The sequence below is a fragment of the Providencia rettgeri genome (assembly GCF_023205015.1).
GTDB classification, from domain to species: Bacteria; Pseudomonadota; Gammaproteobacteria; order Enterobacterales; family Enterobacteriaceae; genus Providencia; species Providencia rettgeri_E.
Genome location: NZ_CP096258.1, coordinates 899,741 through 914,838, shown reverse-complemented (window position 1 = coordinate 914,838; position 15,098 = coordinate 899,741). Strand labels below are relative to the sequence as shown.

Genomic DNA, 15,098 nt, shown 5'->3' with positions numbered 1-15,098 from the left:
TCAGCTCCTTTAAAGACAAACGGTTTGATATGAATTAAGTAGCTCTGACTGACTGTTTTCAGGTAAGGCGTAATTAACCTCACACTGCGAGTCAGCGCCATTTCCCCATCGAACTGTCAACTGACCTGATAGTGGTAATCCAGTCAAATAAACTTGTCCTTCATCTGCAACGATACTACTGCTATTGTTATCTTTTAATGAAACAATCGCGCCAAAAGGAACAGCTTTTCCCTTATGCATCAATGTCATAATTACTTTCACACCAACTTTTGGATTAAAACTGGCACGTACAATTGCACCTTTAGTAGGAATAACACTCACTACCGGTTCATCAAGATCCACGTTATTTGCTAGTGTGTTAGTATCTAAAGCAATACGATTTTCACGGTATTCCGTTGCATAAGGTAAGACGGCATAACCACGCCAGTCAGTTTTAACGCCCGTTTGATTTTCAATTCTTACGTTGTCCGCTCCCGGAGCTTTAATCAATACAACAGTGTCATTCATCGGCTGGCTAAGAGTAATACCATTCTCATGGGCTAAAATACCGCCACTTACCCCATAGTAAAATTGCCGCGAATTTTTATTATAACTGTAACCAACATTACTATTTCCGTAAGTTCCACGGTAGTTTAACGAGGTAGACCCTGTCCCAGAAGACTGCTGTTGACCGCCGCCTTTATAGCCAGCTTGGACGCTATAACTTAAATTGTTGTCTTCTAATAGCGTTCCATATAAACCTGCCGTATTAGAAGCCTCTCCTTTGAAGTCGTGTGAAGCGTTATAACTAACCGTTGAATTCTTCCATATAGAATCACTGTCCGTGCGCATCCATTGGTTCAATGGTATATTCGCATTCAAAGCAATTACCTGATCATTACCGTCTTGCCATGAGTTTTTTGACAAGCTGTAGTTAATTCCCCAAGTGATCCCTTTGAAAAGCGTATTCAAACCTACCTGTAACTGCTTATCAGCGCGACTTGTGTTCCAATACTTTTCATGGGTGCCCGTTATGTACAGAGTTGTGACATCACCTAGCTGCTGGCTCATACTTAATTGCAGCTTTTCACGTTTGTTATAAGCAAGATTAAAGTAATCGGTATAAGTCGGAGTGACTTCAACCGTACCATCCTGTGTTTCTATAGAGTAACCTTGCATTCTTTTGTACGTGGTATCTGCAAATGTATAGAAACCTTTCGTCGAATAACGGTACCCAGCAAGTTGGAAAGTCGTTCCTGTTGAGTTCATGGACTTACTATATAGAAAGCGCACTGATTGTCCCTGATGGTTACTATCGTCAGGTAACTTAGCGTTAGCTTGTGTAATATCGAGTGACAATGCACCTAATACACCAATATTCTTCCCCAAACCTAGATTGACTGAACGATAACGATCAGCTAATTGTCCACCACCATACATAGTCCAACCGTATGACAATCCACGCATTAATGTACCTTGGAAGAAATTTTGTTTCTTTTGAAAACTACTTCCTGAGCGATATTCACCAGCCGTTATACTGTATTCAGAATGTCCTTCACGCTGTAATAAAGGGACTGTTGAGAATGGTACAACAAAGCTTTGTGTACTACCGTCAGCTTCTGTAATAGTGACGTGTAAGTCACCACTATTCCCGTTTGCGTAGAGGTCATCTATGATAAAAGGACCTGGTGGGAATGTATTACGGTAAACTTCATACCCATTTTGCTTGATAGTCACGTCTGCAGTTCCCCGAGCCGTCCCACGAATGACAGGCGCAAATCCTCTTTGACTATCAGGTAACATATTACTATCAGAGGAAAGTTGGATCCCCCTGAAGTTAAAGCTGTCGAATATCGAACCTTCTGTATAGCTATCACCAATGACTAAACGCGAGCGTATTTGGTTAATACCTCTTTCTAAAAAAGTATTGATATGCTCCCATTTGGTTTCATTTCTATTAGAGCCTGTTGTGTGAGTCCACGTGGAGTTATCACGTAAGCGCCAAGCCCCTAAGTTAATTCCACTTTGTAAGTTAAGATAGGTATAGCTCCGGTTTTCACCAGATTGCATGCGTGACTGATTTCCAGTCAAACTGTAATTAATAATGCCCGCGGGAATACCTTGATCCCATAGGTCAGGTGAAATATAACCTCGAGCAGTATCTGCTAAATATATTTGTGGAATAGTCAGGCTAAGACGCTGTAAACCAACATCAAATGTTGATGTTGAATCAGTAATTATCTCTGAAAGTAATTTACAGCTATCCAGAGACCCTTCCTCTCCTTCTTTTGTTTTTTCTTTCCCTACCTCTTGGCCGGGTAATGATATGACATTTACCCCCATTCTAGTTAAGTCGCTTTTTGTGAAACAAGGGATTAATTTAGACTGCTTTTCATCTAGCTTAAAGTTGATATCTTTAATAAATAAATAGCCGTCATTCAAATATACATCAACACGATATGAACCTTCAGGAACTTCTTGACCACTTTCGAATACAGATAAATCAGCAATATTTTCAACATCATCAGATAAAAAGCGAGGATTAAAATATACTTCTGATTTTGCTAACGATGGATATAACAACATCCCCACAAAAAAAGAGATCGGAAGTACTCGAAAAAATTTATCAGAATGATACTTGTATCCGAAAGTTTTTTTTCCTTTATAATTCATTTGTTTATTTTCAGATACTTGGTATGGCATGTTCCCTCCAGTCTAATCGCCATTTAAATCTATTACACTTAACTGAATTGCATTACATCCATTTATTTAGCAATACCAGATGCGACAGGTGTTAATGCGCCATAATCATTTATTGTTCTAAAGGTAATATTACCTTTTGCATTAGAAGGCATATTTGTGACTATTTCACCTAAAGGAGGAACTAAAACATTCTCCAGTTTTGTAGCACCAACAGTGATGTCAGTAACTGTTGCAAAATATGGAGTTGGGTTAATAATAGTTAATTTATTACCCGTAATTTTAAAACGTAATTCATCTGGAACTTTAGAAGGATCAAGATCCAAATTACTTGGGCGATAATAAAGTTTTATTCTGCTAATGATGGCTAATTGTAAAGTATTTTCATTTTCTTTACTTTTATCCATCGCAGGAATAGCCTTAACGTTCAACCAAAAAAGACTTTCTCTATCTTTAGGAAGTTGGTTATTTGTTGCATCAATTATGCGCAGTGTATTTTCTTTTTTTCCATTCATTGTAAATAATGGTGGAGTTATTACAAATTGCTTATCTTTCTGTCCATTTGTATTTTCAACCCATGACTGTATAAGAAAAACACCTTTCTCATCATTATTTGTAACAGACAATTGTACTTGTTTTTGGCCTTCATCATAAATAACTCGAGTTGCTCCTAAAGCTACCGCAGCATTCGCTTGGTTGAAGAACACTGAACTTAAAAGCACCAATATTGACGTTAACAACTTATATTTTTTTATTGATTTCATTTTGAATCAATCCTTATACATTTAAAAATATTATTTGTGTACTGAAACTAACCCTAAATTTATTTTATTCATAAGTTAAAGAGAACAGTGCTTGGGCATTTGCAGTACCACCCGTAATATTATTGCTGGTAGCCCGATATTTGGCAGTAAAGTGTAAAACCACATCTTTAGATTCTATTTTTGCTATTTTTTTTGGTGCATCATTGATAGGTATTAATTCATTTCCAGCATCAAATATAGCAATTCCAACTCCATTTGCAGCATTAACTCCATTGCTTACAGAATAAATATGGGGATTATTTTTGTCAGCAATCCCTGAAAAATTTATATACACATGTTCACTAACATTTTTACTACAATCACGAAGATAAATATTAAAGCTTGTTGGCTCTGAATCATCACCAGCTTCTTTAAACATATTCGTTCGTACTTGTCCCATATTAACTGTTAAAAATCGCTCAGATGTTTCAACGCTACACGCTTCTGCGATCAACTCGCCTTGAAATCTCATCCCTCCACCAGGTAACTGAACTTTCCACTGATTACCTGCTAAAGCAAAGGAAGAAAACAGAGTTAATAAACTAATCGTTAGTTTTTTCATTGCACTTTGCCTTTCCCTTTCTATTCTTGAAAACCATCCATGGTTTTAATGATTAATCCCTAATCATAGTTTACAAATTACTCGTACTGTACAGAGAAAGTAGCATCTGCATTTGCTGAACCAGCAGTGGTTGCGCCAGTTGCAAAGTAACGAGCCTGGAATGGCAGAACGTTAGAACCATCTTTCAGAGTAATCGGGCTGCTGAAAGTGCTACCATCTAAGCCTAGAGCAGTTCCTTTAGAATCTAAAATTTGGATACCAACATTTGTAGCTGAACCTGCAACACCTGAAGTGATAGCTAAAACAGTTGGGTTAGCAGCATCAGTAGCAGCTCCGATAAATGCAACTTTAGCTGTTTTAGAAACTTGAGTATCACAGTCATTTAAATTAATGTTGAAACCAACAGATCCGCTAGTATCACCTGCTTGAGCTAATCTAGCTGTGCGTACTTGCCCTAAAGTAACGGTTTGGTCAGATGAACCACCGTCTACTGCACAAGCTGCGTTAACAAGCTCACCTTTAAAATGAACAGTACCGCCATTAACTGTTGTTGCAGCAACTGCAGCTACAGAACTCAGAGATAAAGCTGAAATAACAACTAATGCTAACGATTTAACTTTCATGACTATTCCTTGATATTATTAATTAGAAAAATTAAACTAGACCCTATTGAAAATTAAAAAATTCATCGAATAGGTTAAATAAAAAAAGTATCAACCACATGGCAATACCAGGTATATTTTCAGATAAAAATAACCACTATTTTTCGTTGATCACATATCAACAGTTAAATAAAACTCACATGGAGAATAAAAATGAATCCATCTGCAGTCTCAGAAACTATTAGAATACCGAGCCATCCATATATCAGTGAATCAGAACAATGGTATAGATAAGATCTAATTTTTATTTCCCGTTACATCTTTCGATATCATCATTCTGTATTGAGTTTTACATTTCTGCACCTAGGAGATTTAACACCAAAAGTTATTGGTATTTTTATTGTTAAATACTTAACGAATAAAAATAGTAACTTTTATTGATAATGTTTTTAGAATACCTAATCAACCGCAATAAAGATACTCGACACATGCGTACAACTCAAACTTGCTTTTACCACTAAATAAACAGTCATACGATAGATGAAACCTATCAAATAAAGCAAAATATTTTCTTCACATTTAAATTAAAATTAAAACCCAATTAAATCAATCAATTAAAAAAACAAAAAAAACACATTCTTTAATTAGAATTACTTGACATCGTTTTTATATTATCATTTATATATGTATTATTTTCACATTGTTACAATTAAGTGATATATGTAATATCCAAAAAACAAAAACAAATGTAACAATTAATTATTAACCGTGTGTTTTCGTGTTGAAATTATAACTCATGTATTTTAAGTTAGTATAAAAGTAATTTAATTTCATTACATCACTGAATTAATTTTGTTCTTTTGATTAATAAAATTAAATTTACTGCATTAGTATTTTAATTAGTAAATAGAAAAAAATATGAATTTGCCAAAAACAAGTGTCAATACTCCTAATTTTTAAAAATCAAAGAAAAAACTTACCGATACGTGATAGATTCTAATTCACTCTTCTATCATCTCTATCAAGGCTTTAAGTGAGCGGATTTTAGCTCTATCGAAGCTCTTAGTAAGTAATTAGAGGGGGAAGCATTATCAATACTCATAGCACTGATGAAGTTCAATATTACGTAGACTAGAAATGCACATTAAACTCAGTATTAATTAAATGATGATAAGCTTGTATGAATGGCAGTATTTGGGGAGATTAAAGGCATTATAAACGTAAATGATTACGCCCAATACATAAAGAAGAGATACTTTTCACAAGTAGTAAAATGAAAAACAGCCTTGAAATAAAGCTAACAAGGCTGCTTCCATAATTAAAATCAAATGATCAATTAATCTCTTTGACTTCAACCCTTAATTCTTTAGGAACTTCGAAGACGATATTTTCTTCACGGCCTTGCAATTCAACAACAGAATCAGCCCCCAATTCTTTAAGTCTATCAATAACTTGTCGAACTAAAATGTCTGGCGCAGATGCCCCTGCTGTCAAGCCGATAATATTTTTATCTGCTAACCATTCCGTTTTAATATCTTCCGCACCATCAATTAAATAGGCAGGTTTTTGCATACGCGAAGCTAACTCCGCAAGACGGTTTGAGTTCGATGAGTTTTTAGAACCGACGACTAAAACAATGTCAGCACGTTCTGCAAGCTCTCTCGCCGCTTCTTGGCGGTTAGTCGTTGCATAACAAATATCGTCTTTACGAGGCCCAACGATACTTGGAAAGCGAGATGTCAGCGCATCAATAACATCGGAAGTATCATCTACAGAAAGTGTTGTTTGCGTCATGAAAGAGAGATTATTTTCATCTTTCACTTGTAGCTTCCAAACATCTTCTGGGCTTTCAACAAGATACATCCCCCCCTCAGGGTTGCTATATTGCCCCATCGTACCTTCGACTTCTGGGTGCCCAGCGTGGCCAATTAAAATGGCTTCTTTGCCTTTGCGGCTCGCTCGTGCAACTTCCATATGAACTTTCGTCACTAAAGGACAAGTCGCATCAAATAACATTGTTAGATCGCGAGAGCGCGCTTCTTGACGAATAGCTTGGGAAACACCGTGTGCAGAAAAAATCAAGATTGACCCATCAGGGACTTCGGAGATTTCCTCAATAAAGATAGCACCGCGTTGACGTAAATCATCAACAACATAACGGTTATGAACCACTTCGTGACGAACGTAAATTGGAGCGCCATAGATTTCTAATGCCCTTTCTACGATGCTAATTGCGCGGTCTACGCCTGCACAAAACCCACGAGGGTTAGCCATTAATATTTGCATTGTGATTCTCCAATTGCGGATCTACTTCAAGCACTTCGATATCAAAACTAATTTGCTGCTCAGCGAGCGGGTGATTAAAATCAATCGTAATCGACTCGCCTTCAATTGATTTTACTACACCTGGCATTTCACTGCCATTCATCGCTGTGAATAGCATTATCGTACCAATTTCAGGGATGCCCGTTTCTATAAAATCACGTAATGAAAAATATTGAACTAAGTCAGGGTTATGTTTCCCAAAAACAGTATCTCCGGGCAGTGAAAAACTTTTCTTTTCACCTTCATTAAGGCCAATCAATTGGGCTTCAAGTTCTGGCGATAAGGAGTCATTCCCTAAAACAAATAACGCAGGCTTCCCTTGTGCATGCGAGGAGTCAGCCGTAGAGCCATCTTCCAATTTCAATGTGAAATGCAGTAAAACAGAGCTCTGCGCCTGTATTTGAGTAGACATAAACCAAACCTATTTATCATAAAATTCAGCCCAGAAAATCTGGGCTGTGAGTTATTACATTCTAACCTAGTACACTGCCATCTTAATTGGCTTTTTCTTGCTTTGATTTATCGGGTAAGAAACCTTCAAAAATGACAAGTGCCGCACCAATACATATCGCCATATCCGCTAGGTTAAATGTCGGCCAATGCCAATTACCAACGTAAAAATCAAGGTAATCAATAACAAAGCCATGAACTAAACGATCGCTTAAATTACCGATAGCACCACCAATAATCAACGCATAAGCAATGTTTGAGAGGCGCTTTTGTGCACTTTGGCGATACATCATGACCATTAAGATAATGGATATCCCAATTGCAATACCTGCAAAGAACCAACGTTGCCAGCCACCTTCATCAGCCAAGAAACTAAATGCCGCTCCAAAATTTTGTGCGTACATTATGTTGAAAAATGGCATTATCGGATGTGGCTCGTACAGATTTAGGTCACTAAGCACTAACTGCTTAATGCCTAAATCCGCAACGATGATCACAATGGTCAACCATAACCAACGCAAACCGGTAGAACAAACTGGCGTCTTCATTAAGCAAACTTACGCGTTTCGCCGTTACCGGCTACGTTAGTAACACAGCGACCACAAATTTCTGGTTGCTCGCTCGAAGAGCCAATATCACTTGCGTAGTGCCAGCAGCGAGGGCATTTTTCACCCGCAGCTTTACTGAACGCAATTTTCAGGCCTTTTAATTCGCTTTCTTGCGCATCTGCAGGAGCTGTTGCGATATCAGCGACATGGGCTTGTGATGTCAGTAAAACAAAGCGTAATTCATCACCAAGGCTTTGCAGTTTTTCGGCCAGCGCTTTATCCGCATACAGAGTCACAGCAGCTTCTAATGAGCCCCCGATGAGTTTATCAGTACGCGCTTGTTCTAAGACCTTATTCACTTCACCACGAACAGCCAGTAGCTCAGTCCAGAAACTGTTGTTCATTTCATTTGATTCATCTAAACCAAATAAACCGTTATACCACTCTTCTGTAAGAACGAATTGAGCTCGTTTTCCTGGTAATTCATTCCAAATTTCATCAGAAGTGAATGACAGAACTGGAGCCATCCAACGCACTAACGCTTCAACAATATGGAATAATGCAGTTTGGCAGCTACGACGCGCTAAGCTATCACTTTTCGCGGTATACTGACGGTCTTTGATGATATCCAGATAGAATGAACCCATCTCGATAGAACAAAAATGCATTAAGCGCTGAATAACGGATAGGAAGTCATACTCATCATAGGCTTTAGCAATTTCTTGCTGAGCTTCTAAAGCACGGCTCACCGCCCATCGATCTAAGACCACCATATCTTCTGGCTTCACCATATCAGTTTCTGGATTGAAGCCGTTAAGGTTAGCCAATAAGAAACGCGCTGTATTACGGATACGGCGGTAAGAATCTGCCGCACGTTTTAAAATTTCATCTGAAACCGCAATTTCACCCGTATAATCCGTTGATGCAACCCATAAACGTAAGATATCCGCACCCAGTTTGTTCATCACATCTTGTGGACTCACTGTGTTGCCTAAAGATTTAGACATTTTGCGGCCTTGACCATCAACAGTGAAGCCATGAGTCAATACTTGGCGATAAGGTGCTTTACCTTTCATTGCCGTTGATAACATCAATGATGACATAAACCAGCCGCGGTGTTGATCTGAACCTTCAAGGTACATATCCGCTGAATTGCCATGAAATTCAGGGCGTGCGTCCACTACCGCAAAGTGCGTTGAACCTGAGTCAAACCATACGTCTAAGGTGTCAGGTACTTTACGATATGTTTCGGCTTCATCACCCAACAGCTCAGCAGGGTCAAGATCCCACCATGCTTGAATGCCATCCACTTCAACACGCTTAGCCACTTCTTCCATTAATTCTAATGTACGAGGGTGCAGTTCTTCAGTGTCTTTATGAACAAATAACGACATTGGGGTACCCCAAGTACGTTGACGAGAAATACACCAGTCTGGACGGTTTTCAACCATTGACTCTATACGTGCGCGCCCCCAACCCGGGATCCATTGAACAATATCAATTTCTTTCAGAGATTGTTCACGTAAGCCGTTTTTATCCATACCGATAAACCACTGTGGCGTAGCACGGAAGATAACCGGAGTCTTATGGCGCCAGCAGCATGGGTAGCTGTGTTGAATCGCTTGTTTGTATAGTAATGCGCCTTTTTCGCTCAATAATTCAACGATAAGGTCATTCGCTTTGAAAATAAATACGCCATCTAATGTTGGGTAAGTATTTGGTAAGAAGCAACCATCTGGCCCCACAGGGTTCGCTGTTTCTAAACCATATTTTTGGCCAACAACATAGTCTTCAGGACCATGGCCCGGTGCAGTATGAACAGCACCAGTACCCGCGTCTAATGTCACGTGGTCACCCAAAATTGCAGGCACATCAAAGCCCATAAATGGATGATTGAAACGTAAAAGTTCAAGTGCAGAACCTTCACACTCACCTAAAACCGCCCATGCTTCAACACCTACCGTTTTCATGACCTCTTCGACGAGATCGGCAGCTAAAATGACTAATTCACCATTTGCTTCGATTAAATTATATTTAAACTCTGGGTTTAAAGAAATCGCACGGTTAGCAGGTAAAGTCCAAGGCGTTGTTGTCCAGATGACTAACGAAGGTGTTTTTTCGCTAACAATACCAAATTTTTCGCACACAGCTTTGCCATCTACAGAAGGGAAGCGAACATAGATAGATGGTGAAGTTTTATCATAATATTCAACTTCAGCTTCCGCTAATGAAGAACCGCAGGCTGTACACCAGTGAACAGGTTTTGCCCCTTTCACTAAATGACCGTTTGCAATAGTTTTTGCCAATGCTCGAATAATGTGAGCTTCGGTTTTAAAATCCATTGTTAGATAAGGTTTATCCCACTCACCTAATACACCTAGACGCATGAAATCAGCTTTTTGGCCTTCAATTTGCTCTTTAGCGTATTGACGGCATTGTGCACGAAATTCAGCAGCGGAAACTTTTTCACCTGGCTTACCGACGATTTGTTCAACTTTATGTTCAATCGGTAATCCATGGCAGTCCCAACCAGGGATGTATGGGGAATCATAACCCGCCAACCCTTTGGACTTAATAATAATGTCTTTGAGAATTTTGTTAACTGAGTGACCAATATGAATACTGCCGTTAGCATACGGAGGGCCATCGTGCAGAATAAACGTTTTCTTGCCCGATTTTGCTTTACGGATTGCCTGATACAAACCTTCTTTGTACCAGCGCTCTAACATCTGTGGTTCGCGTTTAGCGAGGTCGCCACGCATTGGGAACCCTGTTTCTGGTAGATTCAGGGTATTTTTATAGTCACTCATCGATTCTCAGTTCCAATTTTCCGCTAAATTATCTGATTCCTATTGCAGTAAGATACTCTCTCGCTGCAATTACATCATTAGCAATTTGCTCCTTAAGCGCTTCCAACGAAGCAAACCGCTGCTCATCACGTAATTTCTTACGTAACACTACATCGATATGACGCCCATATAAATCCATATTTGCATCAATCAGATGAACTTCTAACTGTGTTCCTTTTCCAGATACAGTCGGACGTGTGCCAATATTTGCCACACCCGGTAAAGGCTTATCACCTAAACCGTAAACTTCCACAGCATACACACCAGTAACCGGTGTGACTAAACGTTTTAACGGTAGGTTTGCTGTCGGAAAACCTATTGTTCTGCCAAGTTGGTTACCATGAACCACTCGCCCGCTAATACGATAAGAATGCCCTAACAGGCTTTCAGCTAATTCAAGGTTATTTTCTTGAATTGCCTTACGTATCGCTGTACTGCTGATACGTAGCCCTGAATCACAGAAGCTTTCTGTATCTGCAACTTCAAAACCAAATTCATCACCCGCTTGTTGTAAAAAAGCAAAATCCCCCATGCGATTTTTCCCAAAGCGGAAATCATCACCTATAGCGAGATACTTTACACCAAGCTTATTGACGAGTAAGTCAGAAACAAACTCAGCGGGTGTTAATGATGCAAAGTGCTGGTTAAATTCAACACATAAGAGGTAATCGATACCACTATCTGCGAGATATTTAACTTTGTCTCGCAGGCGTGTCAAACGCGCAGGCGCCTTGTCACCAATAAAAAATTCAAGGGGCTGTGGCTCAAATATCATCACAACAGTTGGTAACCCTAACTGCGCTCCCTTAAGTTTCAAATTTTGAAGTAAAACCTGATGCCCACGATGGACACCATCAAAATTACCGATAGTCAGCACGCAACCATGATGGCACGCCCGGATATTCTGTATACCGCGAATTAGCTCCATAACAGGCTCAATACCGAGGAAATTGCAGGATTATACCTTGTACGACGCATAAGGTTAACCTTAGTTCGCAAAAGGTTTCATTAAACCCTATTTTTTTGATCTCTACACGATTTATTCCCCACTATTTTATGCCATTAGTGGGTTATTACGCTCCCCAAACAGAGCTATTGCATTCGAACATCAAAAACTTTGGGGTAACCAATGGATTATCAATACAACAAATTTGTTCCAAGGTCTCTAAAAATATTATATTTTTATGTTTTACACTTCAATGGTTATAACCAAACGATTAAAAAGAACAAAAAATAACCATTTTATGTTCTATTTTCATACTCACCATTGATTGATAGGCCAAAAATTTTTTTTCGTCTTCGCTCTTTTTAAATTTCTGCCATCAATTACGCATTTTTTCACGCGAAGATCTGTATTCTTCTCATATTTGCTGATAGAATCTTGCACCATTCACAGCGCATGGACATCGAAGTACACGATGTTTATTTGCACAAATCCATTGACAAATGAAGGGCGAAAGGGCATATTCCTCGACCTTTGAATTGTCCTCAATAGAATACATTTGGGAGTTGGACCTTGGCTAATATCAAATCAGCTAAGAAACGTGCCGTTCAGTCAGAGAAACGTCGTCAGCATAACGCTAGCCGTCGCTCTATGGTACGTACTTTTATCAAGAAAGTTTACCTTGCTATCGCTGCTGGCGATAAAGAAGCTGCTCAGAAAGCATTCAATGACATGCAACCTATTGTTGATCGCCATGCTACTAAAGGCCTGATCCACAAAAATAAAGCAGCACGTCATAAAGCTAACTTAGTTGCTCAAATCAAAGCGATGTAATCTTGCTTCTTGATTAGCTAAAAAAACCGGCTTATGCCGGTTTTTTTATTTATTATTATTTTTTATCTAGGCTATCAAGCGGAACTGAAAATAAATCTGAGAAATCTTTATTACACACTCGTTGTACTGCTGGGTGCTGGATCATTCTCTCTGCAAAAATAACGTAGTATTCTTCTTTTACACTTTCTAAGCGCCCCAATTCTACAATATCGTCTCCACCTAAAAGGTCAGGTGTATATTGCGACGGAGCAACAAAAATTGCGTTATAATGCATACCGAATGCTTTCATAAGTGCGGCATCATCGAATTCACCTAATACTTCAACCTGCAAATTTTTATTGCGGATCCAAGCGAGTATATGTCTACCTAATAAATATCGCCGCCCAGGGATCAATAACCGACGTTCCTCTAAACATTCAGGAAATGGCTTTTTAGGGATAGGCTGACGGCAAAAGAAACTCATATTACACTCGCCCAATTTCACCGAAAACAAGCCTTCTTGCTGAGATGAGTCAACTGGGCAGTCAGATAAAATCATATCCAATTTATGTTGACTGAGCTGTTCTAATAACAATTCATGGGTTGATTCAAAACAACGTAAATGAATTTGTTCATGCTCAACAACCGTAGTTTCTAATATTTTACTTACTAACTGTTTTGATAGCGTATCCGCAACCCCGACATCAAACAGTAAGTTAGATTCGCGGCTGTAATTGACGATATCGAGCATTTCTTGGCTAAGCATAAACATTTTATCTGCGTAGCGAAAAATTAATTGTCCAAGCTCAGATGGCACTAAACCTCGCCCCTGCCTTTTAAACAACTTGCCACCTAAGCGCTCTTCTAGCGCTTTTATTTGCCCTGTAATTGTCTGAGGTGTCAGGTAAAGCGCTTCTGCTGCTCCGACAACAGAGCCCTCTTTACATACATGCCAGAAATAGTAAAGATGGTTAAAATTAAGATGTGAAACCCGCATATCGATTCCTTTTGTACCGTCGCTAGTTATGGTAACTACTATTGACCATACACATTTACCTGTACCCTATATTTTCAGGGCCTTTAAAATGAATACCGTAGTGTATTAATGAACACACTACGGTATATCATAGATTATTAGTTCGGAAATTCTTACTAATAATTTGCAAAATTACACAATAATCTTGTATTAGATTGATTCTTTTTGTTTCGGTAACACTACTCTTAACATAAAATACCCTAAAAACGCTGCTAACGTCGAACCAATCAAAATTCCTAGTCGTGAATAGGTACTATACACTTCATCAAGCCCATCAAATGCGAGACCAGTGATAAAAATAGACATAGTAAAACCGATCCCACACAGTACAGAAACTGCAAATACTTGTTTTAAGTTAATCGACTCCGGTAATTTTGCAACCCCAAGTTTTACCGAAACCCAACTGAACAGAAAAATCCCAATAGGCTTACCTAAGATCAAACCAGCGGCTACCCCTAAAGGCAATGGGCTCAATAAACCGTCTAAAGTCACACCTTGAAGTTGTACTCCTGAATTAGCAAATGCAAAAACAGGTAGAATTAAGTAAACAACCCATGGATGTAGGACGTGCTCTAATTCTTCTGAAGGTTTAGTCTGGTTAGTACCACGTAAAGGGATCAAGAAGCCGACAATTACCCCAGCTAATGTGGCATGAACACCAGATTTCAAAATACACACCCACAATATTAACCCAATAACTAAGTAAGCGGCTGTATTCTCTACTCTACGCCAATTCATCATACAGAGGATCGCAATACACAATGCTGATAGCCCCAATGCAATCAAGGAAACTGAGCTGGTATAGAAAAATGCAATAATTACGATAACGCCTAAATCATCAATGATAGCCAATGCCAATAAGAACACTTTTAGCTCTGTGGGTACTCGCTTACCTAGTAACGCCATCACACCTAAAGCAAATGCGATATCTGTTGCTGCTGGTATTGCCCATCCTTGTTGGGTAACAGTGTCTGCTCCATTAAATAATAAATAAATTAATGCGGGAGCAATCATTCCACCTAATGCTGCAATTGCTGGAAATATTGCTTTGTCTCGTCCTGCGAGGGATCCTTCTAATAATTCACGTTTTACTTCAAGGCCAACCACCAAAAAGAAAATCGCCATTAGAAAGTCATTGACCCATAATATCAAAGGCTTATCCAAACCAAATTCTGATATTTTAATTGATATAGGAATATCTAAAAATTGCTGATAAGCCCCCTGTAATGGCGAATTTGCCATCACTAAAGCGACTATGGCAGCAATAATCAGAAGTAAGCCCCCTGCTGCTTCTAACCTTAAAAATTTACGAATAATTGCTGTCATATATTTAACCTCAATGTTTTTTTGAATGTTAATACTATGCTAATTATTAATTCGTAAAAAATCGTTTATTTATCGCTTAATGCTCGAAATTACCGATTTGTTTAGGTTAGAGATCACGGCAAATGAGAAAAAAACGTTAATTTTACTATAGACAATTTTTAT

The 15,098-nt window shown here is 38.8% G+C and carries 12 protein-coding genes; 1 reads left to right on the top strand and 11 read right to left on the bottom strand.

Annotated features, from left to right (window positions below; all coding sequences use genetic code 11):
* Positions 1-9: 9 nt before the first annotated feature.
* The 9 genes from M0M83_RS03895 to ribF form a co-directional block, all read right to left on the bottom strand.
* Positions 10-2,652 (bottom strand): fimbrial biogenesis usher protein, encoded by a 2,643-nt coding sequence (locus tag M0M83_RS03895; protein WP_423811136.1) that lies wholly within the window; start codon positions 2,650-2,652, stop codon positions 10-12.
* 92 nt (positions 2,653-2,744) lie between these two features.
* Positions 2,745-3,443 (bottom strand): fimbria/pilus periplasmic chaperone, encoded by a 699-nt coding sequence (locus M0M83_RS03890; RefSeq protein WP_248467663.1) that lies wholly within the window; start codon positions 3,441-3,443, stop codon positions 2,745-2,747.
* A 64-nt stretch (positions 3,444-3,507) separates the two neighbouring features.
* Positions 3,508-4,044 (bottom strand): fimbrial protein, encoded by a 537-nt coding sequence (locus M0M83_RS03885; protein ID WP_213912962.1) that lies wholly within the window; start codon positions 4,042-4,044, stop codon positions 3,508-3,510.
* 77 nt (positions 4,045-4,121) lie between these two features.
* Positions 4,122-4,667 carry a type 1 fimbrial major subunit FimA gene (gene fimA / locus M0M83_RS03880; RefSeq protein ID WP_125891923.1) on the bottom strand — a complete coding sequence of 182 codons (546 nt, stop codon included), beginning with the start codon at positions 4,665-4,667 and terminating at the stop codon, positions 4,122-4,124.
* Between the two features lie 1,311 nt (positions 4,668-5,978).
* On the bottom strand, positions 5,979-6,932 hold the full coding sequence (gene ispH, locus M0M83_RS03875) for a 4-hydroxy-3-methylbut-2-enyl diphosphate reductase (RefSeq protein WP_213912963.1): 954 nt from the start codon (positions 6,930-6,932) through the stop codon (positions 5,979-5,981).
* The gene (gene fkpB, locus M0M83_RS03870) at positions 6,913-7,383 is read right to left on the bottom strand and encodes an FKBP-type peptidyl-prolyl cis-trans isomerase (protein ID WP_004905629.1); all 471 of its coding nucleotides are present in this window, start codon (positions 7,381-7,383) and stop codon (positions 6,913-6,915) included. The genes ispH and fkpB overlap by 20 nt, the downstream gene beginning before the upstream one ends.
* An 82-nt stretch (positions 7,384-7,465) precedes the next feature.
* Entirely contained in the window at positions 7,466-7,969 is a 504-nt protein-coding gene (gene lspA / locus M0M83_RS03865) for a signal peptidase II (protein ID WP_125891921.1), read from the bottom strand.
* Positions 7,969-10,779: an isoleucine--tRNA ligase gene (gene ileS, locus M0M83_RS03860; protein ID WP_248467662.1), complete on the bottom strand. Its 2,811-nt coding sequence runs from the start codon at positions 10,777-10,779 to the stop codon at positions 7,969-7,971. The genes lspA and ileS overlap by 1 nt, the downstream gene beginning before the upstream one ends.
* Before the next feature lie 28 nt (positions 10,780-10,807).
* Positions 10,808-11,746 (bottom strand): bifunctional riboflavin kinase/FAD synthetase, encoded by a 939-nt coding sequence (gene ribF, locus M0M83_RS03855; protein WP_102138982.1) that lies wholly within the window; start codon positions 11,744-11,746, stop codon positions 10,808-10,810.
* 588 nt (positions 11,747-12,334) lie between these two features.
* On the opposite strand from ribF, the gene rpsT reads away from it, so the two are divergent.
* On the top strand, positions 12,335-12,595 hold the full coding sequence (rpsT, locus tag M0M83_RS03850) for a 30S ribosomal protein S20 (protein WP_004914688.1): 261 nt from the start codon (positions 12,335-12,337) through the stop codon (positions 12,593-12,595).
* A 55-nt stretch (positions 12,596-12,650) separates the two neighbouring features.
* Here the strand turns inward: rpsT and nhaR are convergent, their stop codons facing one another.
* Positions 12,651-13,571 carry a transcriptional activator NhaR gene (nhaR, locus tag M0M83_RS03845; RefSeq protein ID WP_125891919.1) on the bottom strand — a complete coding sequence of 307 codons (921 nt, stop codon included), beginning with the start codon at positions 13,569-13,571 and terminating at the stop codon, positions 12,651-12,653.
* 189 nt (positions 13,572-13,760) lie between these two features.
* A complete protein-coding gene (nhaA, locus tag M0M83_RS03840) occupies positions 13,761-14,936 on the bottom strand; it encodes a Na+/H+ antiporter NhaA (protein ID WP_213912965.1) in 1,176 nt (391 codons plus the stop codon).
* Between the last annotated feature and the right edge of the window lie 162 nt (positions 14,937-15,098).

What these genes read in the sequence shown, in the direction of transcription:
- M0M83_RS03895 (WP_423811136.1), bottom strand. Translation starts at nt 2,652, where the DNA reads ATGAATTATAAAGGAAAAAAAACTTTCGGATACAAGTATCATTCTGAT.
- M0M83_RS03890 (WP_248467663.1), bottom strand. Translation starts at nt 3,443, where the DNA reads ATGAAATCAATAAAAAAATATAAGTTGTTAACGTCAATATTGGTGCTT.
- M0M83_RS03885 (WP_213912962.1), bottom strand. Translation starts at nt 4,044, where the DNA reads ATGAAAAAACTAACGATTAGTTTATTAACTCTGTTTTCTTCCTTTGCT.
- fimA (WP_125891923.1), bottom strand. Translation starts at nt 4,667, where the DNA reads ATGAAAGTTAAATCGTTAGCATTAGTTGTTATTTCAGCTTTATCTCTG.
- ispH (WP_213912963.1), bottom strand. Translation starts at nt 6,932, where the DNA reads ATGCAAATATTAATGGCTAACCCTCGTGGGTTTTGTGCAGGCGTAGAC.
- fkpB (WP_004905629.1), bottom strand. Translation starts at nt 7,383, where the DNA reads ATGTCTACTCAAATACAGGCGCAGAGCTCTGTTTTACTGCATTTCACA.
- lspA (WP_125891921.1), bottom strand. Translation starts at nt 7,969, where the DNA reads ATGAAGACGCCAGTTTGTTCTACCGGTTTGCGTTGGTTATGGTTGACC.
- ileS (WP_248467662.1), bottom strand. Translation starts at nt 10,779, where the DNA reads ATGAGTGACTATAAAAATACCCTGAATCTACCAGAAACAGGGTTCCCA.
- ribF (WP_102138982.1), bottom strand. Translation starts at nt 11,746, where the DNA reads ATGGAGCTAATTCGCGGTATACAGAATATCCGGGCGTGCCATCATGGT.
- nhaR (WP_125891919.1), bottom strand. Translation starts at nt 13,571, where the DNA reads ATGCGGGTTTCACATCTTAATTTTAACCATCTTTACTATTTCTGGCAT.
- nhaA (WP_213912965.1), bottom strand. Translation starts at nt 14,936, where the DNA reads ATGACAGCAATTATTCGTAAATTTTTAAGGTTAGAAGCAGCAGGGGGC.